This is a genomic window from Pseudomonas caspiana, assembly GCF_040224095.2.
Taxonomy (GTDB): domain Bacteria; phylum Pseudomonadota; class Gammaproteobacteria; order Pseudomonadales; family Pseudomonadaceae; genus Aquipseudomonas; species Aquipseudomonas caspiana.
Genome location: NZ_CP167995.1, coordinates 513,770 through 534,559, shown reverse-complemented (window position 1 = coordinate 534,559; position 20,790 = coordinate 513,770). Strand labels below are relative to the sequence as shown.

Genomic DNA, 20,790 nt, shown 5'->3' with positions numbered 1-20,790 from the left:
TGGCCTGCACGGTAACCAGCCCAGAGCGATCGTGAAATCATACCCACGTATAAAGCCCGGTTTTAAGCGACCGACGGGCGAAAAGCTGACCGCTCGGACAGCCGTCTCGCCCTGCCCTCCCCATCCGGCCTTAACGCATGTCCGCATAAGGCGTTACCGCTTCGATCGGCATCGGCAGATTGCCTTGCCACTCATCAAACGTGTAGCGCAGATAAAGCATCGCGCGACTCGGCGCGTAGCCTTCGCTATGTTGCAGGGCGATGCCCGAGCCGAGCACCAGATGATCGCTCAGGCGTCGCTCCAGAGAAGCTTGCAAACGTACACTTGCGCCAGTGCTGCTGCTCGCGTCTTTGGTCAGGGTAGTGCTGCCATCGATATCCAGCCCGGCGGCTGCCGCCTGGCTGAAGAACTTGCCAGCAGGTCCGTCCAGAGGATACAGATCGCTGCTGTCGGTCTTGGAGAAAGACCAGCCCACTGAACTGTCCAGCTGGACCGACCAGTCAGCGTTGCGCCAGGCATAGCTGAACGGTACGCCAATCGAATAGTACTGTTGCGGGCTGTAGTAACCGCCTTGCCCCAGCGTGTATTCACTGAGGTCCTTGTCGTAGCCCCAGTACATCAGCGTCAGACCGGTACGCATGCGCTCGTTGGCGCGGTCCATCAGCCGATAGTAATAGCCGGTCATGGCAGAGAGCCGCTGATTGTCGACCACGTTTGTGCCACGCAACCAATGGCTGCCAAAGCTGGCCCATACGCCATCCACGCCGCCCTCGTCATGACTCAGACTCAACGTCAGGCCGTTACTGGTCACGCCGCCCCAACGGGTGCCGGTTACAGGATCAACAGCGCCCGCATAGGACACCACCGAGTTGCTCACCGGGCGGCGCGAAGCCGTCAGCGTCCAGCCGATGGATCGCCAGTCACTGCTGTAGGCGATACCGCCCAACCAGTTGCCCACTTCAAAACCTTGCGGTGTATGGCCCAGGTCCACAGCCCACTGGGCGTTTTTCCAGCCCACGGCCAGGCCCGGCCCGGAAGTGCTTTGCGAGGTACTGCGACAGCCATTCGCAGCCAGTGCACCCGTGGTTCGGTCACGGAACTGGACGGCACAGGTGCCGAATGTTTCCCGATGCAGACCGTCGGCGTCGGTGTCGAAGGCACTCGCGTCAAGGTCGACCTGTTCGGCCTGCACAAACCCCTGCCCCTCGGCAAACGGCGCGTCGATACGCAAAATAGTGGTCTGGGTGTTGAGGTCGGAAATCCCCGGCGCGGTGTTATCCGTGCGCCAGGCAAAATCGCGGTACAGATTGACTGTCGGATTCTGGCTTTTGTACAGCTCATCGACATCGCTGCGCAGACTTCGCGGCAGCCAGTCGTCGCCGTCCTTGGCACGACTGGCCTCGGTCATGGCGACGTTATCTCGAGGGCTGGCCTGAGCACTGGAGATCAACCCGGCCGAGGCCATGCTCAGGGCGTAGTTATCCAGCGCCTGTTGTGGGTGTTCCCTGGCCATAAGACGCGCGGCATCGCGGTACAACAATGGGTCGGTCTGCGGGGTTTTCAGCAACTGGGCAAAGATCGCATTGGCCTTGTCCTTTTCACCCACCGCCGACCAGGCATTGGCCAGACGTCGCTGCCAGCCCACCGGAGCGGAAGGCGCCACGACCATGTTCTTCAGTGCCGCATGCGCCTGAGGCATACGTCCTGTCGCAATCTGCACTTCGATCAGACCCAACTGAGCTTCGGCGTTCTGCGGATCCTCTCTGAGCACCTTGCGGTACTCGCTCTCGGCCTCGGGGTAATCAGCCCGTTGCATGGCCCAGTCGGCCAGCGTGGCGAAATCGTCCGGTGTCGGATTATTTGCCCGCAGCAAGGCTATCGCCTGCGGTTCACGCCCGGCATCACGCAACTGTTGGGCCTGGGCGAGCAATTGCCTGCGTTTGATCCGTGCTGCCAGTTCGCGCATGTTGTCCGTCCATGCGCTGGACGGAATTTGACCAAGACTGTTCAGCACATCGTGATCACGATTGACGTTGGCCAGGTACAGGCCATGTGCGTAACGCGCTTCGGGATTATTACCTTGACGCGCCAACAGTTGGCTAAATGCGTCATCGGCTTGTGCAGGTCTACCCAAGGCTATCTCGGCAGCGGCCAGACGATACGTCAGCCAGGGATTATCCGGGTCCAACTGACGGATCTTTTTCAGCAGCGGCACCAGTTGCACCCAGTCAGAGCGCTCGCTGAGCAAGTCGGCTTGCAGGTTCAAACGCTCCAGCTCGAAGCTCTGACGCAAGGCTGCAAATTCAGCCTGGTTACTGGCTGGCAAACCATCAAGAAAGGCTTCGGCCTTGGCACTGGACTGCCCGCGGTACAAGCGCACCAAGGCACGCAGCACGCTGGTGTTGTTCGGCTCAACCTTGCGCGCTTGCAATAGCAGCGCTTCGGCGCCGATGTCATCAGCTTCGCCAAGGGCCACACCGGATAGACCGATCAATGGCGCGGCAGCATTTGGATTCAGGGTTCGGGCCTGCTGATACGCCTTGCGCGCCTTGGCGTAATCCTTGCGCTGCAAGGCTTCGTCGCCCTGTTGAAGGATCAACCAGTTGCGGGTCAGCTGCTGCAGGTCTTGCCACTTACTGATGTAGTAAGTGTCTTGCTCCTTGGTCAGCGCAACAGAAAACGCTTCAAGGGCTGCCGGGTATTTATCCTGGCGCATCAAAGCGGTACCCAAAGCGCCATAGAAGCTTGAGTCCTGCGGATAGGCTTTAACTGCGCGACGCAATAGCGCTTCCGCCTGAGGATTGTCGGCGGGGTTGTCGCGCTCGAGCAGACGCTTGCCCTGAGCACCCGCCTGCCACGCAGGATCGGCGAGCAGACGTTGCTGTTCAGCCAGCCGCTGGGCAGCATCCTTCTTGAACGTGGAAAACGGGTAGTAGCCGAGAAAAGCCTGCCACCTGCCAACCGTTTCAGTGCTTACCGGCAAAGTGCTCAGATAGATGAACTCGCGCTCGGCCGCGTTGTTGCTCGCCTGCGGATCGGCCGCCAACTGATGCAGCACCGCCAGCGCCTGGTCATTACGCCCCTCCGCAAACAGCAGGCCAACCAACATCTGGCGCACGCTGGCATTGCCCGGATAGTCGCGATCAAGGCTCTGCAGATGCTCGATCACCACAGGCCGCTGACCGCTGATGCGACTGCGCGCACTCCAGTATTCCAGCGCTGAAGGCAGGTCCGGCGGCTCGTTGCCAAACAACTGCTCGAAGGCCTCGCTCGCCTGATCGAAACGTCCGGCGGCAGCCAGTAAACGCGCCTGTTGCAGCTGTCGCAGACCTTCCGGGCTGTTAAGCCGGATCAGCGCCGTAGCCTGACGCAATGCCGCAGTGTCTGGCCCCTGCTGACGCAGACGAGCCATCAGTTGCTCGATCCAGGCGGTGTTGAGTGGCGCGCTTTTGTCGGCCAGCGCCTGGCGGATTTTCCCCACCAGCACTTGAGGGTGATTGGGCGCAATCAGCTCCAGTCGCGCCATGGCATCGCTGACCAGATCTTCGCGATACAACGCCTCGCCCACGCGTGCCTGTTGCAGCAGCCACTGTTGTTGGTCCTGAGGCGTAACCGGCGCGTTGGCACTGAATGCCGCACCGCTCAAGCCGGACAGGGACAAAGCACTGCACAGCGCCAAAGCCTTGAGTGTTGCGTTGGGTAAGCGCCGGCAAGCCGAAGTGGGTAGAGGACTCACTTTTTGCATGACGCTGCCCAGTTCGGTTGCAAGCGCCCATCCTTGTCGAATTGATAGCGCTGTTCATCCCAGCCCTGTCCGAACATCAGCAGCGACTGATTGTAATAAGCATCAGCCAAGGGCGGGTTCAGGCGCAGACGCTCGCGCTGGGTAGACAACGCAGCGCTGTCGTTGGCAAGCAGCGGCAAGAGCGCCGCCGAGAACCCCACAGCGCCGGTGCCGGTTTGCTCGCCGGTTGCGGTGGCTACCTGTTCGGGCACGAAGCCCAACCTCGCCGTTGCTTCGGCCATGGGTTTGAGGTGCGCCAGCAGCGAGGCTCGCTCTGGCGCATCGGGCGCCAACATGCCTGACCAGAGATAGACGCGAATGGCGTCGTAGCTGCCTTTGGCGTTTTGCCCTTCAATGATCCCGCCCTGCCCGGCCTGCCATATCAGCCAGTCCGGGGCGAAGCCTTTAGGAGAACTATCGATCAACAGACGACGGGAGTTTTTCGCCACTTCGGACCATATCGGGGCGATCAAAGCAAAGCGGGCAAACAGTTGCGGCGGCACATAGCTGGGGTTCAAACGCCAGCCCTGAGCGGACTCGAACCCTACGTCTCCAGGCAACAGCATCAGGCCCAGCTCCGGCAGTTTGCGCAAGGTCTGGGCGGCACTGCGCCAAAGCACGTGATTGCCCAGTTGCAAGTAATCCGGCCTGCGCCAGAGACGCCCCGCCTCCAGCAGGCTGTAGGCGATCCACAGATCAGCATCACTGGCATTGTTGGGATCGAGCACCTGCCACTGGCCAGTCTTATCCAGCCCCCATTGCCAGGCAGGCAAGCGACTCGCGAGGTCGCCGCCGGCGAGGTTATCGCGGGTCCAGTTCAGTAAGCGTTCAAAGCTGTCCCGGTCGTTGGCCACCAGCGCAAAAAACAGGCCGTAGCTCTGCCCTTCAGACGTGGTGATCTGCTGCTGGGTGGAGCGGTCGATAACCCGCCCTTCAGGGCTGACCATATGCTGCTTGTAGCTTTCCCACGCAGGCCAGTTACACGCGGGCGCACCCTGCGCTTGCTGTGTCAGAAACGACAAGGCAACCGTGAACAGCGATAACCCCAGGATATTCACCGACGACTTACTCTTCATAAGCCAGACGGCGACGAGCCGCCCACTGCAGCAAGCGCCAGATCAGAAACGCACTGAGCAACACCCCGCCGACCGCCATGAATGCCAGCAGGACAGGATGATTGGAAAGCTTGAACCAGAGCATCAGCCACCACGGCAGTTCGCCGACAAAGTAATGATCGCCGACCACTTGGCTACTGACGCCACTGCTGCGGATCAACGCGACCGAACCGGCGACCGCATCCATCTTGCCGCTGTCGCCGAGCGTCTCACGTAGCAAGCCGTAGTCGGCGTCGGTGGTCGCCAGCAGCGCGACGACGCTGCGCTGATCATGGTTGGGCGACTGCAAGCCAACGATCGCAGCAATCGGGCCTTGGGCCGAAACCTCGACTCGGTTACCCACCGGGCTGCCTTCACCCTTGATGACCGAGGCGTAGCCCGGCCCTTGCTGGTTGGCTTTGAGTAGCCAGTTACGGGAGCGATCCAGGAGTAGATTCATGTCGCGGTTATCGCGCATGTCTGGGGCGAAAGCACCGAGCACCAGCAGGTCCGCGTCGTATTTGGACGCCTCGGCCCAGTTATCGCTGACCTTGAGGTTCATCGCCGGTAATCCGGAGCGGGCCGAGATGCCCGCGACGGCCTCAAGGTAAGTGCTCAGTTGCACGGCACTGGCTTGAGATGGCAGCAACACGACGCTTTCGGAGAGGTCTGCCATGCGGCTGTACGGGAAACCGCTGCGCGCGAAGGCAGCCAGATCAGGCATGGCCATGTAGTGGTGATAGCCCGACATATCAATGCTCGATTGGTCATCGATCACTGCTTGCGTGTCTACCGGCAATGACGTCTGGCAGCGATCGCGCTGTGAGCCGCTGTTGGTCGTGGCGAAACTGAAGTTGAAGCGCAGGTTGTTACGGTCACCAATTTTCAGCGCCGGCACCGACAGGTTTTCGTTGACGTTAGCTGACTCGCTGGACGTCACCGCAAGGCGCAACTCTTCAAGCCGGTCATTACTGTTGACCTGCAATGGCAGGCTGGTAATGAACTGGTTGTTGAGGCTGATGTTGAGACGCGAACCATCGTTGTACGCGGGCGGCGTGTAGCGGTATTTGGTTTGCAGCGGAATGCCCTGGTTGCGCCAGACAAACAGGTCCGGCGGCAGATTGATGTCCAGGCTGATCGGCAGTGGCTGCAGACCGCTGACACGCAACTGCTCCGGGTACTTGATCAGCTCGGCGAAGCGCACCGGACGATCAGTGCGCATCCAGTTCGGCGCATCGTAGGGCTTGCGCGGCTGGATCTGCTGCAGTTTGTCGATGACGACACGGTCACCACGAAACAGATCCCCGCCCAATGCCAGGGCCTGAGCGGCAGTGACCAGATCGGTCTCATCACGCCCCAGCACCAGCAGCACTTTGCTGAAACGGTCGTTAGGGTTATCAATGATCTGCACCACCGGCGCATCGACTGCGGGATAGCGTTGCATATCCGCCAGGAACGCCGGGCGATGGGCATTGGTGGCAAAGACAACGGATGACGTGACCTGATCGGTCGCTGCCGCAGGCAACTGATCGAACAGCACCGGGAAGGTCATGGCGCGCCATGCCGCGAGGCTGCCGAAATACGAGGCCAGAATCCCGGCGGCCTGCTGCTCGCCCAGTGTCGGCGAGGCTGCAAACACCATGTTGAGCACAGGCTTGTCATAACCGCGAGCATCGAAGAAAGGCATCGGGAAAAACGCGAGGTCGTTCTTGATGATCAACGCCTGCTCTTTCAGCGCAATCTGGCTGGTGCGGCCGATGTTGACCCACAACGCGCTATTGGAAGGCTCTTCGCAGATGTCGGTGTAATGCCCGACAAACTCCAGCCGTACCCGGTTGAAGTCGCTGATCAAACGAGGATCAAGCTGCACCGGGCGGACGACTTTCTTGCCCAACTGATCCTTTTCAATCGGGATGACGCTCATCAACACTTCGTTGAGGTAAACCCGCAGGTGCGACAGCGTGGGCAGTAACGCCGGTGAAGGGGTGTATTCCAGTTGCAGCGTGGCATCACTGGCGATGCGGTCGCGGCGCATGGTGAACTCAAACTGATCGGTATTGTGCGTACCCAGCAACAGACTGTCCGAAGGCCGACCCAATTGCGAAAAATTACGGGTGACATTCCAGCTTGGCGTAATGCCAGAAACCGTGGCTTCAGGGCCGGCAACCACTGCTGTCTGGGCGTGAGCACAGGTCATGGCCACCAACAGCAGACTCGCCAGGGTTAAGTTAAATGAGCGACTCATGGGGCACATACCGATCGGGAGGATGAGGAATAAGGTTCAGGTTTGGCGAAGCGCGGCACATAGCCGAGCAGCCAGGCACACACGCGTACAAAGGGCCGAGCCAAGGTACGCAGCCAGGCAGGCAAGTACTGGTAAAGGCGGTAATAGCCGCGCAAGCCCAGCCCGAGCACGTCAATGAAACTGTGCAGTGGGCGATCCGGGACGAAATCCTCGCTCCAGTTCAACCAGGCATCGGCACGGGCGAAGGTGCATTGCACGTAGTCGATTTTCTGTTGCGCAGACAGTTCGTTCAGCGAGATACCGACGAAGTTCTTGTGGCTACGGCTGACAATTCCGGAAAACAGAAACTCGCGTTCACCACGCTGCATCAACAGGCTGATCCGTTCGCCCATTGGCAAACTCAAGTGCGCATCCAGTTCGATACCTGCGCCACCATCTGAGTAGTCCACCAGCATGCCGGGGTAGAAACGCCCGTTCGGCAGACGCACGGCGGCAGGCAAGCGGGCCTGGACACGGTGGGTTTCACGCACCTGACGGACCTCGGCAGCAATCGCCACCGCGGCCCCCACAATCAGCAGGTTGTAAGACACCCACAGCATGCTGACCAGAATGGTGCCGATTTCGTTGGTGGGGCCGTTGAACAGCCGCCATACCGCAAACCCCAACCCCAGAACGTTGAGTGCGGCCAGTACCAGATAGGGTCTGGCGATTGCCCAGTCGAACTGGTTCTCGCTCATCAGGCCGCCCTTGGCGGTGACGTTGAACTTGCCTTTCTTTGGATTGAACAACGCCACGGTGGTGGGTCGGGCGATGTACCAGGCGAGGACCGTTTCATAGACCTCGCCCCAGAACGTCAGGCGATGCTCGCCCTGCATTCTGGAGTTGGTCAGGCTGGCGTGAACCATGTGCGGAATCACGTACAGGACAATCATCAGTGCCGGCGCATAGATGATGTAGGCGTGCAGCAGCAGAAAAGCCAAAGGCGCAGTGAGAAACACCAGACGCGGCAGGCCTGCCAGAAAGTGCAGCATCGCGTTGGCGTAGCAGATGCGTTGAAAGATCGTCAGGCCTTTGCCGAGCAGCGGGTTATCGGTACGGAAAATCTGCGCCATACCTCGCGCCCAGCGAATCCGTTGCCCAATGTGCGCCGACAGGCTTTCAGTGGCCAAGCCCGCGGCCTGGGGGATCCGCACGTAGGCAGAATTCCAGCCACGACGGTGCAGACGCAATGCGGTGTGCGCATCCTCGGTCACGGTTTCCACGGCGAAGCCGCCGATATCATCAAGCGCAGAGCGACGCAGCACGGCGCATGAGCCGCAAAAGAACGCGGCGTTCCACATGTCGTTACCGTCCTGTACCAGACCGTAGAACAACTCGCCTTCGTTGGGACGCTGCCGGAAGGTGTCGAGGTTGCGCTCAAAAGGGTCCGGGGACAGGAAGTGATGCGGTGTCTGCACCAGCGCCAGCTTCGGATCGCGCAGGAACCAGCCCACGGTCAACTGCAGGAATGAGCGCACCGGCACGTGGTCGCAGTCGAAAATCGCCACCAACTCGCCATCGAGTTGCTGCAACGCATGGTTCAGGTTACCGGCCTTGGCGTGCTTATTATCGGAGCGGGTGATGTAGTTGACCCCGGCCTGCTCGGCAAACAGTCGAAAGGCTTGGCGCTTGCCATCATCGAGAATCGAGATGCGCAGTTTGTCGTGCGGCCAGTCGATGCCCAGCGCGGCATATACCGTGCCGCGCACGATGGACAAATCTTCGTTGTAGGTCGGGATCAATAGATCCACGGTAGGCCACAGGCGCGTGTCCCGGGGCAATTGCGCCGGAGGTCGTTGCAATGGCCAGCAGGTCTGAATGTAACCGAGCAACAGGACCAGCCAGGAGTAAGTTTCGGCGATCAGCAGCATGATCCCGCAAGCCAGGTCCAGCGGGCTGTCCCAGTTCAAGGTCGCGGTATAACGCCACCATAGATAACGGCACGAAACGATGATCGACAGCATGATCAACAGCAGGGTCGGAAAACGCCCCGGCACGCGTCGAATCAGCATTGCCACCGCCCACAGCAGAATCACGAACAACATCTGCGAGAAGTAGCTGAAGGGTTCGGTGATGCACACCACCACCAGAAGCAGGGCGACGGAGGCGCAGATATAACTCAAATAGCGCTGCTGCCGAGGACTCAGGGTTTGCCACCATTTGGCACTGTCATGCACAGACCGACTCTGCGTCAGCCGGACAGGCAAGCTATCAAACAGCATCCCGAGACGTGTCCAGACGCTCCGGTTGATCTGTACGCCGGTGCGCAGCCATTGCGGCACCGCTCGGCGGCGATAGCTCGGCCAGGGTCGAAACACCAGCAGCCAGATGCTTTGCAAGGCAATACGCAAAGGATCTCCGGCACGCGGCGGCTGGCCAGCCAGATGCGGATACCAGCGTTGGCGCTGCTCCAGCAGCCGCTGCCAGACCGGAGATTCCAGACGCAAAAAAAGCCAGCCCAGACAGATCAGCGACGCCAGCAACATCGCCGTCGGGGGGTAACAGTCGTATTGGCGACGCAGCCGCATGTAGGGGAAGTAACGAGCGATCATTCCAGCTCACCGCGGCGAGTCAGACACCAGGTCGCCAGGCTCAGCGCGTCCTGCGCGGCAAGACTGTCAGGGGCGTATTGGCCGACAGGCTGTTTGCACGCCAACGACTCGCTCAGCGCTTCATCGGCATGCACCGTCAGCGGCAATAGACGCGACGCGTGATGCTTACGCCAGATCAACAGCAAATCACGCTGCAACTGGCTGCCGGGATCGAAGCGATTGACCAGCACTGGCGTGGTATCGGCAGATGGCTGGAGCAGCAGTACATGGCAGGCGGCATCCGCCTGAGCCACCCGGATCGGGAACAGACACGGGCCAATTGTCGCGTGCCCACTCAGGCGTTGCGGAACATCGAACAGAAGCCAGTCGTAATGCGCCGACAGACTCGCCTGACGTCGACTCCAGATAAGCGGGTCGTCGCTCAGTTGCGCCTCGATGAGCATGCTTTCGTCTTGGGTCAGTTGCCCGTAAGGCAAGAGCTGCAGTGAGGGCGTCACGCTCCAGGCCTGGGCGGACCAATCCTCGCCATCCAGCATGGCCCGAGCCCAGCCAGCGGACTCTGCGGCAGGCAGATTGAAATGCAGGCGCAGCATGTTTTCCGGGCACATATCGATCATCAATACCCGCTCGCCCAGACTTTCCAGCGCGTAGCCCACGGCCGCCAGCAACGAGCTGACGCCCACGCCGCCACGCACGCCGCGCAAGCTCAGCGTTGTCACGATTGCGCTCCGAACCTGTTTTTGCGCATCGGCTGGTTCACCGGCAAGCCCTGCGACAGCTCGCTGCCCGCCGCCAGATCAACCAGCAATGGCCAACGCTGCAGGGCGCGGCTCAGCTCCAGCTGTGCCGAGATATCAATGTACTCAAGGCTCGGCAGACTCAGCTCGACTTTGAGTCGAGCGATGTCATCCGCACGTTCATTGCGCGACAGCGCCTGATTTCTCACTTGAACCTTTGCGGGTATGGCAGCCATGCGCCCTTCTCCTTGATCCGAACGTAAGGCTTGCCGGCGTAGTCGAGAACCACGGTTCCAGAGTTTTCCGAGACCATCGGGGTCTGTGGCAAATTGGCCAGCAAGACTTGCCAGTCAGGTGCCAGGCCGTCCCCTTGAGGCGGGGCGGCATACAAGCGCGAGATAATTTCCGAGACCGCCAGATAGCTGCTCGGCTCGGCGATGTGCAGCGGCTCCGAGCGTGGATTTTTGCCCATACCGATCAGCTTGATGCCCACCGGTACATGGGTAATCGACGGGCTCGGGATCTCCCGCATGCCATCGATCTGCATACGGTCGCCGTGCAGGGCCGCACCGTGCTCAGGCACGATCACGACAGCGACACGCCGCCCGCTCTTTTCCAGCGCTTTGAGGAATGCGCTGAGGTCGTCGACCAGGTTCTGCGCACGCGGCTTGTACTCGGCGCTTTTAGTCCCACCATCGGCAGTCAGGGCCCGGTTGCCGTCATGCAGTGTCGTGGTGTTGTAAAACAGCGCCACGCGGGCGTCTTTTTGCCCTTCACGGTGCTGCCACCATTTATCCAGTACGTCGCGGTCACGCCAGATCGGCGAACCGTCGAAGGCGACCAGCGAACGCTGCAAACCGGTGGTACTGACGGCGGGACCAGGCAAGGATCCCTGGGCGCGAACCTCGTCGATAAAACCTTCGAACTGTCCGGTGTGATTGAGCATGACTTCACTGTCGAAACCCAGCTTGCGCAGGTCATCCATCAACAGACATTGCTCGGGCGCCACGCCATACAATTTGTTGTGCGGTTGCTGGCCGCAGCTTGCACGCAACAGTCGAATTGCAGCGGGGCCACTGTAGGAAGTAGCCGAGTTGAAGTTGTCGAACACCACGTCCATCTGCTGCAACAATTTGTTGTCGCGCATGCCGACGGCGTCCAGATCATCCCAGGCCATCGAGCAGATATTGATCAGCAGCAGATCGAAGGGTTGAGCTGCCGACTCTGAGGGCAGAAAAGCAACCTGACGCCCTGCCTCGGTGCTGTAGAACTTTTGCAGATAAGCATCCAGCGTCGAGCTATCCGGTTCGCCAGCGCTGGTCGTACTCGTAACACCGGCCACCTGATTGACTGGCTGCTGAACGGGGGCATGCATCGCCAACAGACCCGAACCACCCAGCCAGGCAAACCCGGCCAGCGTCAGGGTGGTCAGGCGCAGCCATTGGCGTACAAAGAAATACCCCACAACCAGCACCAGCAAAGCGCCGCACAGGTTCCAGTCAATGAAACGTCCAGCCAGCTCAAGCAGGTAATCGCCGGTGAAATTCAAGACACCCGGTTGATCCAGCAAACGGCTGAAAGGCGGCAGCCACGTATCCTGATAGAACAACGCCACGCCCAGCGGTATCGCGATCAAGGTGCGCAGCAGCGCCAGATATCGATGACGCAACGGCACCAGCAGTACCGCCGCGAACACCAGATTCGGCAGGATCTGCAAGTTCAGATAACCGCCCCACAGCAAGGCCAGCTTGATGATGAAATACAGGTTCCACAGACCCAGCCCAGGCCAGACCCAGACATCACGGGCGTGCGCAGGTGCGCCGTTGACGCTTTCAGGTTGGGTCATGAGCGTCACTCGCAGAGGCCGGAGCAGGCACGCGTCGACGTACGCCACGAGGCTTCAGATAGCGTGGCGGCAAGTAGCGCTGGAACCACAGTTTGAGGCTCTGTTGGAAAAGGTGCAGCGCCAGCATGAACGCCACGGTCAACAGGCAACTGACGGCAATCACCTGCAGCAGCTCGGTAAAGTTCATGAGCAGTGCTCCGACAGGGTCAGTCTGACGCGTTGCGGTGTAAAGCCAACCTGGGTGATTGCCTGATTCAGGTCTGCCGTCACCTGCTCAGTCGCCAGTCGCGAAGTTTCCAGAAGCTCAGATGCGTCGATAAAATCCTGACGTGGCAGCATGTCTGCCGCTGAAAGTGTCTTGCAGTCACTGAACAGGTCTCGCCAGGGCAAGCGGCAAATGTTCCCCAGTGCCGGCTCCAGACCGTCACCTCGGCAGGCGAACAGGAACAAGTAGAAAACTCCGTTGACCACACAAGCCACATCGCCAAAACGCCGCAAGCTGATCTGATTCAGGTATTGCTCGATTTTTAAATCGCCCCGAGGTCGCAAGCTCAGCAACTGGTGTACCAGCTCGCCGGAAGCGCCGTTGTAGACTTGATCGAGCAAGGCGATGAATTCACGCGGCGGCAGAAGCCCGCGTTGGGCTGGAGGACGCAGACGTTCGAACAGCGACTGAAAGTCAGGCGCCTGGCGGTACTGCCAGAGCTGCCCCTGCACACTGTCCACCATGCTGATGAAGCTCGCCAGTTGCGTGTTGGCGGGCACAATCAGGTTGGCACCACATGCCAGCAGCAAACGCTCGTCCCGGTAGCGCAGACAAGGCTCCATCTCGCGGACGATGATTTTGAGAGCCACACCGCAATGCTCACGCAGTTGATGCAACTGGCGTGCGAGTGGTTCTACTTCGTTGTTGCTTTCCAGCGCCAGAATGACGCTGGCTGCACGAGCGTGAGCGGCCTGTTCGAGCAAGTCACTGCGCTTTTCAAACAGACGCCACTGCTCGGACAACGGTGCAGCCCCCTCAAGGACCACACGCTGCGTGAGGTAAATACGCTGGTCGTCCGTGCGCACCTGCCCCGGGCCGGACAGCTGTGACTTGCTCAAGGCAAAAGCTCCGTCGGCCACGTTCAGGTCGAATGCTTGCGCGGCACAAACACCCAGCTCGCTGTGCCAGAAATTCAGCTGATAACGCACACCTCCATCCTGACGGAATAACTGCGCCAGACCGGAAATCTGCTCATTGAGGCTCAGTAACTTTTCATGCAACTGGGGCGCCTGATCACTGCACAGCACCAGCAACGTACAGTTGCGCTTGACCAGCCATTGACGGGTACTCTCACACCAGCGTTGCAGGTCCACCGGATCGGTGAACTGCGCAAGGCTGGCAGCGGACAACATCAATACCAGATAGCTGTCGCGAGCCAGGTTGACGCGGTGCAGGTCGGACGTCAGCGAAGTTAGAAATTTGTACCCGTGGGCCTGGCCGGGAACAGCGAACAGACGCAATGCCGAAGGTCCGCAGTCTGCCTCCATGGGCTCGATGACGGCTTGAGGATCACCCACAGTGCTCACCAGGGTGGCGAGGTGTTGTTCGGTCAAGCCGGACAAGAACTGCCGAGCCAGCATGTCCGCATCTGATGCCAGGTCCAGGGCGATCCAATACAAACCACCCTGGCGCAGCAACATGTTCTCATCCTGCAACTGCCGGATGGCTAACGTGACATGACCCAACTTTCTACCCCATCAATCCGAATGCATAGGCAACCCTCAGACCTGAACGGCTGAGCAGTGCAGAACTACCAAAACTTTCAACAACAAAACTGTGGGGGAAAGGCTCTTGAAGACGTCGCGTTGATACGCGGTCGCCTGAGTGCTCAGAGCACTTTAATGATGCGAGTCATCCCCACCGCGCGATCTGATTCATCCAACAAACCAGCCATGGCGGTGAAAAGTCAGCCCGTCGAGGCGCGCATGATGTGCCATCAAAGTGACACTGTCAATAATTTGGAAAGGGGCTTTATACAAGCAGACGAACGGTCAGAAGATGGCATTTTTTTGGCGATAAAAAAACGTTACAAACCATTGCAGCGGTTGGCGGAAATCGCTGCAGGCCTCGCATCTGCTGCCTTTAGATAATCACAGACCAGGGCGCTGTTAGCGCCATGGTCTGTCGAGCGATTGGTGATCAGCCCTCAGGCAAGGCCATGCCTTTGGGCCATAGCAGCCAGATATTGCCTTTCTGTTTCATATCACCAGCCAGATGCCCCGCATCGTCGCCGGTGCCCCAGAACAAATCAGCCCGCACTTCACCGGCAATGGCGCCACCCGTGTCCTGAGCCGCCACCGGGCGCACCAGCGCGGTACCATCCGGCCGGGTCGTGGACAGCCAGAGCAAACTGCCCAGCGGGATCACTTTGCGGTCGATCGCAACGCTGTAACCGGCCGTCAATGGCACATTCAGTGAGCCACGAGGCCCTTCATTGCTATCCGGATTACGTGTGAAAAACACGTAACTGGGGTTGCTGCCCAATAACTCGGGGATACGCGTTGGATTAGCCTTGGCCCATGCAGCAATGCTGCCCATGGTGACCTCCTCCTTCGGGATCGCCCCCTGCTCAACCAGCCAGCGGCCAATGGCACGGTAAGGTCGGCCGTTCTGGTCGGCGTAAGCGATACGCAACTGCTTGCCGTTCTCCAGACGAACCCGGCCAGAACCCTGGATTTGCAGGAACTGCAGATCCATCGGGTCGGTCAGCCAGGCAACAACAGGCGCGTTCAGGCCTTGGGCGTTGATCGTCGCAGCATCATCGTAGGGCTTGAGCACACGCCCCTCGAGACGTCCGCGCAAGCGCTTGCCCTTGAGCTCCGGATAGATGCTTTCCAGGTTGACGATGATCAGGTCGTCGGGCACGCCATAGATCGGTACTGACGCTTTGGGCGTCTTGGTCAGGCTGCCGGGATAAACCGGCTCGTAGTAGCCGGTGATCAACCCGTCAGCGCTGCCGGTAGCCGAGCGCATGCTGTAGACCTGCAGGTTTTCCTGCAGGAAGCTGCGAATCTGCGGCGCGGCTGCATTGGCGGGAATTGCAGCCGCCGCGGCACAGGTCGCACCCCAGACTGAATCGGCCTTGAGTCGCACACAAGCGCTCCGCCACGAGGCGAAACCGGCTTGCAAGTCTGCATCGGACACAGCAGGCAGGGCATCCCAGGTCGCCTGGTTATAAGTGGTGTGCGGCGGTGGCGGTGGTTCTGGTGGCGGGGCTGGCTGTTTGTCTCCGCCATCGCAACCGGCGAGCAGAATGGCCAACGGCACGGCCCAGCACAGGCCTTTGCGCCATTGCGTGAAAGAAAGGTTCATGAGCACCGGGGCTCCCTTGGAGCAGTGTGGGCCGCAAGGGTACTCAATGCGTGAGCCGGGCGAAACCTGTAGGAGTTGTCGGAGGTTACGACGGCGCCGATTGCGGCCCACATGACACACCGCTAATCGCAGCCTTCGGCAGCTCCTACAGGGACGTATTGCCGGAAGGTTTCACTTCAACTGATTGGCGAACCGGCTCACCGCGCCTACCACCTGTCGGGCGCCTTCCTGGATTTCGACGATCACCGACCCCGCATCGTTTGCCAGCCCCAATCCTTGTTCGGCCTGGCCTCGACTGTTGGCCATGCCCCGCACGGCAGCATCCACCAGATTCTGGTTTTGTTGCACCACGCTGACGATCTCCTCGGTGGCGGTGCTAGTGCGCCCCGCCAGCTGCCTGACCTCGTCCGCCACCACCGCAAAACCCCGGCCCTGCTCACCAGCTCGCGCGGCTTCAATAGCCGCGTTGAGGGCCAGAAGGTTGGTTTGCTGCGCGATGCCGCCAATGGTCTGAACAATGGAGCTGATCAGCAATGATTGCTTGCCCAGCGCTTCAATCCCCTCAGACGCCGACAGCATCTCTTCCGAAATTTTGCGCATGGTGTCCACGGTGTCCTGAACCACCGTCGCGCCGCGCTGAGCACTCAAATCGGTGCGCTGGGAAATCTCGAAAGCAATACCCGCCGCCTCGCTGACTTCCTCCTCGCGCTCAACCTGCTCAGTGATTACCGTGGCAAACTTGACCACTTTGTAGAGCTTGCCCTGAGCGTCATGCACCGGGTTGTAGGTCGCTTCCAGCCATACCACACGGCCACTGGCATCAATCCGTTTGAACCGGCTGGCGACAAACTCGCCACGATTCAAGGTCGCCCAGAATTCCTTGTACTTGGATGAAGAGGTTTCCTCAGGCTCGCAAAACATACTGTGATGCTTGCCCTTGATCTGCGAAAGGCTGTAACCCATGCCCCGCAAAAACTGATCGTTGGCGGTAATCACGTGCCCACCCAGATCAAACTCGATGACAGCCGTAGAGCGCAGCAGCGCCTGGATAAACCCGGCGTTTTCCGTGGCCTGCTCAATCGCTTCGGTGATGTCAGAACCAAAACAGCGGATCTGCGACAGCTTGCCGTCTTCACCCATGATCGGATACCAGATCGCCCTGACCCAGGCCAGGCTGCCATCCACCTTGAGGAAACGATAGTTATCGATGACCGATTCGCCGGCGTCCACGGCAGCTCTAAGATTGCGGTAACAATCAAGCTGTTTAACGTAGGCAGGAACAAGTTCATCCATGGAGCGCCCACGCACCTGCTCAACGCTGTAACCCAGCGACTTGAGGAAGTTGGCGTTGATATGGGTAACTCGATAGTTGGGATCAAGGGTGATGGAGAGCATCTGCGCATTCATGCCGACTTCCATCTGCCTGTACATTTCCAACTCGGCTTGTTGCGCCTGTAATTCCTTTTTCAAGCGAGTGTTGAACATTGCGCCACCGATCGATGTGTTGAGTATTTTCGGTTATCGGCAAGCGGTGAAAAGGGCTTATGACCCTTGGTCAGATTTCACGCACTGCGCTACACACCGCCAAATGCCTGAAGTGGGTCCTCTTCACGCCGACGACCTACCCCCATATGAATGAATAAAGCAGACTTTCTGTTCGTGTGCGTGTTTTTTACAAGATGTTGCGCGCGCCCTTTACTTGACCGTTGTGTCGTCTAGCATGTGAAGGGTCTCGCGCAACATCTCCCCCGCAGTATCAAGGATGGTCCAGCCATAGCGTTGCGGTCATGAGGATCCCAACCGGCGACCGCTCTATCCTCTTGAACGGAGTTGAAAGCCACCGTATGAAAGCAATCGTTACCGGCATCACAGGTCAGGATGGCGCTTACCTGAGCGAGTTGTTGCTCGAAAAGGGTTACACCGTCTATGGCACCTACCGCCGCACCAGCTCGGTCAATTTCTGGCGCATAAACGAGCTGGGAATCCAGAATCATCCCAATCTGCACTTGATCGAATATGACCTGACCGACCTGTCGGCCAGTATCCGCCTGTTGCAGAAAACCGAAGCCACGGAAGTCTATAACCTGGCGGCACAAAGCTTTGTCGGGGTGTCCTTCGAGCAACCGCTGACCACCGCAGAAATTACCGGCGTGGGCGTGGTCAATCTGCTTGAAGCCATTCGGATCGTTAACCCGAAGATTCGCTTCTACCAGGCATCCACTTCCGAGATGTTCGGTAAGGTGCAGGCGATCCCGCAGATTGAAAGCACGCCGTTTTACCCGCGAAGCCCGTACGGCGTCGCCAAGCTTTATGCGCACTGGATGACCATCAACTACCGTGAGTCGTACGGTATTTTTGGCACCAGCGGCATCCTGTTCAACCATGAGTCGCCGCTGCGCGGGCTGGAGTTTGTGACGCGCAAGATCACCGACTCTGTGGCCAAGATCAAACTCGGCCAACTGGACGCATTTTCTCTGGGCAACATGGACGCCAAGCGGGACTGGGGTTACTCCAAGGAATACGTCGAGGGCATGTGGCGCATGCTTCAGGCTGACGAACCGGACACGTTTATCCTCGCCACCAACCGCGTGGAGACCGTGCGTGACTTTGTCACCATGACGTTCAAGGCGGTGGGCATGAACATCGAGTGGAAAGGAACGGGCGAAGATGAACACGCAGTCGACACCGCAACGGGCAAGGTGCTGGTGACGGTCAACCCGAAATTTTATCGCCCGAACGAGGTCGAACTACTCATCGGTGACCCGGCCAAAGCCAAGAAAATCCTCGGCTGGGAATCCAAAACCACGCTTGAGGAGCTATGCCGAATGATGGTTGAAGCGGATCTGCTACGTAATGAAAGAGGCATCAGCTTCTGATGAGTATTGCCGGCAAGCGCGTTTTGATCACGGGCATCCATGGGTTCACCGGGCGCTTCATGGCCGCCGAACTGGCGGCCCAGGGCTGCGAAGTCGTCGGCATAGGTCGCCAGCCTTCAAGCGAAGCCGGTTACCTCCAGGTTGATCTGGCCAACACCACAGAACTGAAAAAGCGCCTGACCGAAATCCAGCCCGACATTGTGGTGCATCTTGCCGCAGTGGCATTCGTCGGGCATGGCGTGGCGGATGCGTTTTATCAGGTCAACCTGATCGGCACTCGCAACCTGCTGGAAGCCATTGATGCTTGCGGGAAAACGCCGGAATGCGTACTGATCGCCAGCAGCGCCAATGTTTACGGCAATGCCTCCGAAGGGTTACTGGACGAAAAGACCCCTGCCGCCCCCGCCAATGATTACGCGGTCAGTAAGCTGGCCATGGAACACATGGCGCATCTTTGGCAATCTCGATTACCCATTGTGATCACTCGCCCGTTCAACTACACAGGCGTTGGTCAGGACGAAAACTTCCTGCTACCCAAAATCGTTTCTCACTTTCTGCGCAAGGCCGAGCGCATCGAGCTGGGCAATCTTGATGTATGGCGGGACTTCAGCGATGTACGCGCGGTGGTCAGTGCTTATCGAGGTTTGCTCGAGGCTCGCCCTATCGGGCAGACCATCAACGTCAGCTCAGGCGTCACTCACTCGCTGCGCGAAGTCATCGACATGTGCAGCGAAATCACCGGCCATCCAATCGTCACCGAAGTAAACCCGGCGTTTGTCCGGGAGAACGAAGTGAAGACGTTGTGCGGGGATAACTCACGCCTGCGCGGGCTGGTGCCAGAGTGGCAGACACCGCCGTTGAAAGAGACGTTGCGGTGGATGTTGGAGCGGTGAACCTTTAGCAACAGTTCGGTTGGGAATACAAACCTGTAGGAGCTCACGAGCAGCGCGAGGCAGCGATAGCGATGTGTCAGATAAATCGCTATCGCTGCCTCGCGTTGCTCGTGAGCTCCTACAGGGGGCCATTACTTTTCAATCAGTGCAACGAAGCCTCTCTCGATTTCGCTACATCCTCTGCCTTCACTTCCCCATTACTCTGCCCAAAACGACGCAGTACGAAGGTGCTGACTGCTGCCAGCTCGGTGTCGTTATAGGCGCGGGCGAAGTCCGGCATGCGTTGATCGGCGCGGAGCATGCCTTGGGTGTGGCCTTCCAGCAACGTTGCCATCAGGTTAGTGCCTGCCGGGTCATTGACCGTTTTGAGGCCAATCAAGGTCGCGATTGCCGACTGATTACCCGTACCGTCCAGACGGTGGCAACCCACGCATGAATCGGTAAACACCTTGCTGCCCAAGCCTTTCTCAGCCTTGTCGTTGACCGCAACAGCCGGTCGCGGCACACCTTGGCTGCGAGCAGGCGTGGACTTGAGGTAAACGGCAATCGCGTTGACGTCTTCCGGCGTCAGGTAGCGCAGGCTGTGCTCGACTGCATCTGCCATCGGCCCGCCAGCACCGCCGTAACCCGGCGCATAACCTTTGGACAGATAGCTGACCAAGGCTTCCTGCGGCCAGGCACCGATCCCGTGTGTCGGGTCAGAGCTGATGTTGTAAGCACGCCAGTTGCCAATTTCACCACCGGCCAGGGATTTGCCGCTGCTCATGGCCTGGAAGATATTGCGCGGGGTATGGCATTCGCCACAGTGACCTGGCCCTTGCACCAGATACGCGCCACGGTTCCATTCGGCAGACTGTTTGCTGTCCGGCACAAAACGCTCGTTACCGGCGAAGATCGCGTTCCAGAAGAACATGCCCCAACGCTGGTTGAACGGGAATGCCAGGTCATTCTCCTTCGGCTTCTGGCTGATCGGTTCAAGACTGAACAGATACGCTTTGATCGCCAGAATGTCTTCGCGTGGCATTAGCGTGTACGAGGTGTACGGGAAAGCCGGGTAGTAATGCTTGCCGTCTTTGCCAACGCCTTTTTGTAATGCGCTGACAAATTCATCGTCGGTCCAGTTGCCAATCCCGGTTTCTTTATCGGGGGTGATGTTAGGCGAATACAGCGTGCCAAACGGCAGCTTGAATTCCAGCCCGCCCGCATAGGGTTTGCCGCCCGGGGTGACGTGACACGCCACGCAATCCGCCGCACGAGTCAGGTACTCGCCTTTGCTGATAAGGCTTTGGTCAGCAGCCTGAGCCGTCAGCGCAAAGCTTGCACCCAACACCGCGAGCGCATAATTCAACGTTTTCATAACAGCGCT

General features: G+C 59.2%; 14 protein-coding genes and 2 pseudogenes. 3 read left to right on the top strand and 13 right to left on the bottom strand.

The window, feature by feature from the left end; translation table 11 throughout:
- Nucleotides 1–130 precede the first annotated feature (130 nt).
- The 9 genes from bcsC to bcsE are packed head-to-tail and all read right to left on the bottom strand — an operon-like array spanning nt 131 to nt 14,028.
- Nucleotides 131–3,745 (bottom strand): cellulose synthase complex outer membrane protein BcsC, encoded by a 3,615-nt coding sequence (gene bcsC, locus ABRP31_RS02480; protein ID WP_349972407.1) that lies wholly within the window; start codon nt 3,743–3,745, stop codon nt 131–133.
- Nucleotides 3,733–4,860 (bottom strand): cellulose synthase complex periplasmic endoglucanase BcsZ, encoded by a 1,128-nt coding sequence (gene bcsZ, locus ABRP31_RS02475; RefSeq protein ID WP_349972406.1) that lies wholly within the window; start codon nt 4,858–4,860, stop codon nt 3,733–3,735. Before bcsZ ends, bcsC begins: the two co-directional genes overlap by 13 nt.
- A complete protein-coding gene (gene bcsB, locus ABRP31_RS02470; protein WP_349972405.1) occupies nt 4,850–7,123 on the bottom strand; it encodes a cellulose biosynthesis cyclic di-GMP-binding regulatory protein BcsB in 2,274 nt (757 codons plus the stop codon). The genes bcsZ and bcsB overlap by 11 nt, the downstream gene beginning before the upstream one ends.
- Complete coding sequence (gene bcsA, locus ABRP31_RS02465) at nt 7,120–9,714, bottom strand: UDP-forming cellulose synthase catalytic subunit (protein WP_372489324.1); 2,595 nt, start codon at nt 9,712–9,714, stop codon at nt 7,120–7,122. The genes bcsB and bcsA overlap by 4 nt, the downstream gene beginning before the upstream one ends.
- Nucleotides 9,711–10,433, bottom strand: a complete 723-nt coding sequence (gene bcsQ / locus ABRP31_RS02460; RefSeq protein WP_349972404.1) for a cellulose biosynthesis protein BcsQ — start codon at nt 10,431–10,433, stop codon at nt 9,711–9,713. The genes bcsA and bcsQ overlap by 4 nt, the downstream gene beginning before the upstream one ends.
- Complete coding sequence (gene bcsR / locus ABRP31_RS02455; RefSeq protein ID WP_087273997.1) at nt 10,430–10,687, bottom strand: cellulose biosynthesis protein BcsR; 258 nt, start codon at nt 10,685–10,687, stop codon at nt 10,430–10,432. Before bcsR ends, bcsQ begins: the two co-directional genes overlap by 4 nt.
- A complete protein-coding gene (gene bcsG / locus ABRP31_RS02450; RefSeq protein ID WP_349972403.1) occupies nt 10,657–12,297 on the bottom strand; it encodes a cellulose biosynthesis protein BcsG in 1,641 nt (546 codons plus the stop codon). Before bcsG ends, bcsR begins: the two co-directional genes overlap by 31 nt.
- Nucleotides 12,284–12,484 (bottom strand): cellulose biosynthesis protein BcsF, encoded by a 201-nt coding sequence (gene bcsF / locus ABRP31_RS02445; RefSeq protein ID WP_349972402.1) that lies wholly within the window; start codon nt 12,482–12,484, stop codon nt 12,284–12,286. The genes bcsG and bcsF overlap by 14 nt, the downstream gene beginning before the upstream one ends.
- Complete coding sequence (gene bcsE / locus ABRP31_RS02440; RefSeq protein WP_349972401.1) at nt 12,481–14,028, bottom strand: cellulose biosynthesis protein BcsE; 1,548 nt, start codon at nt 14,026–14,028, stop codon at nt 12,481–12,483. The genes bcsF and bcsE overlap by 4 nt, the downstream gene beginning before the upstream one ends.
- A 57-nt stretch (nt 14,029–14,085) precedes the next feature.
- On the opposite strand from bcsE, the gene ABRP31_RS02435 reads away from it, so the two are divergent.
- Nucleotides 14,086–14,433: a hypothetical protein gene (locus ABRP31_RS02435; RefSeq protein WP_349972400.1), complete on the top strand. Its 348-nt coding sequence runs from the start codon at nt 14,086–14,088 to the stop codon at nt 14,431–14,433.
- 49 nt (nt 14,434–14,482) lie between these two features.
- Here the strand turns inward: ABRP31_RS02435 and ABRP31_RS02430 are convergent, their stop codons facing one another.
- From ABRP31_RS02430 to ABRP31_RS02420, 3 genes and pseudogenes are all read right to left on the bottom strand, one after another.
- Nucleotides 14,483–15,655 carry an MltA domain-containing protein gene (locus ABRP31_RS02430; protein WP_349972399.1) on the bottom strand — a complete coding sequence of 391 codons (1,173 nt, stop codon included), beginning with the start codon at nt 15,653–15,655 and terminating at the stop codon, nt 14,483–14,485.
- Between the two features lie 171 nt (nt 15,656–15,826).
- Nucleotides 15,827–16,261 (bottom strand): annotated as a pseudogene (locus ABRP31_RS02425) (methyl-accepting chemotaxis protein); the annotation flags it as partial.
- Nucleotides 16,262–16,363: 102 nt separating this feature from the next.
- Nucleotides 16,364–17,086 (bottom strand): annotated as a pseudogene (locus ABRP31_RS02420) (PAS domain-containing protein); the annotation flags it as partial.
- A 413-nt stretch (nt 17,087–17,499) separates the two neighbouring features.
- On the opposite strand from ABRP31_RS02420, the gene gmd reads away from it, so the two are divergent.
- Together gmd and ABRP31_RS02410 are read left to right on the top strand one after the other, a co-directional pair.
- The gene (gmd, locus tag ABRP31_RS02415; RefSeq protein ID WP_349972397.1) at nt 17,500–18,531 is read left to right on the top strand and encodes a GDP-mannose 4,6-dehydratase; all 1,032 of its coding nucleotides are present in this window, start codon (nt 17,500–17,502) and stop codon (nt 18,529–18,531) included.
- Complete coding sequence (locus ABRP31_RS02410; protein WP_349972396.1) at nt 18,531–19,424, top strand: GDP-mannose 4,6-dehydratase; 894 nt, start codon at nt 18,531–18,533, stop codon at nt 19,422–19,424. The genes gmd and ABRP31_RS02410 overlap by 1 nt, the downstream gene beginning before the upstream one ends.
- A 142-nt stretch (nt 19,425–19,566) precedes the next feature.
- Here the strand turns inward: ABRP31_RS02410 and ABRP31_RS02405 are convergent, their stop codons facing one another.
- Nucleotides 19,567–20,781, bottom strand: coding sequence for a cytochrome c (locus ABRP31_RS02405; RefSeq protein ID WP_349972395.1), 1,215 nt, complete (start codon nt 20,779–20,781; stop codon nt 19,567–19,569).
- Nucleotides 20,782–20,790: the final 9 nt, after the last annotated feature.

What these genes read in the sequence shown, in the direction of transcription:
- ABRP31_RS02410 (WP_349972396.1), top strand. Translation starts at nt 18,531, where the DNA reads ATGAGTATTGCCGGCAAGCGCGTTTTGATCACGGGCATCCATGGGTTC.
- ABRP31_RS02430 (WP_349972399.1), bottom strand. Translation starts at nt 15,655, where the DNA reads ATGAACCTTTCTTTCACGCAATGGCGCAAAGGCCTGTGCTGGGCCGTG.
- ABRP31_RS02405 (WP_349972395.1), bottom strand. Translation starts at nt 20,781, where the DNA reads ATGAAAACGTTGAATTATGCGCTCGCGGTGTTGGGTGCAAGCTTTGCG.
- bcsR (WP_087273997.1), bottom strand. Translation starts at nt 10,687, where the DNA reads ATGGCTGCCATACCCGCAAAGGTTCAAGTGAGAAATCAGGCGCTGTCG.
- bcsG (WP_349972403.1), bottom strand. Translation starts at nt 12,297, where the DNA reads ATGACCCAACCTGAAAGCGTCAACGGCGCACCTGCGCACGCCCGTGAT.
- bcsF (WP_349972402.1), bottom strand. Translation starts at nt 12,484, where the DNA reads ATGAACTTTACCGAGCTGCTGCAGGTGATTGCCGTCAGTTGCCTGTTG.
- bcsB (WP_349972405.1), bottom strand. Translation starts at nt 7,123, where the DNA reads ATGAGTCGCTCATTTAACTTAACCCTGGCGAGTCTGCTGTTGGTGGCC.
- bcsZ (WP_349972406.1), bottom strand. Translation starts at nt 4,860, where the DNA reads ATGAAGAGTAAGTCGTCGGTGAATATCCTGGGGTTATCGCTGTTCACG.
- bcsA (WP_372489324.1), bottom strand. Translation starts at nt 9,714, where the DNA reads ATGATCGCTCGTTACTTCCCCTACATGCGGCTGCGTCGCCAATACGAC.
- gmd (WP_349972397.1), top strand. Translation starts at nt 17,500, where the DNA reads ATGAAAGCAATCGTTACCGGCATCACAGGTCAGGATGGCGCTTACCTG.
- bcsC (WP_349972407.1), bottom strand. Translation starts at nt 3,745, where the DNA reads ATGCAAAAAGTGAGTCCTCTACCCACTTCGGCTTGCCGGCGCTTACCC.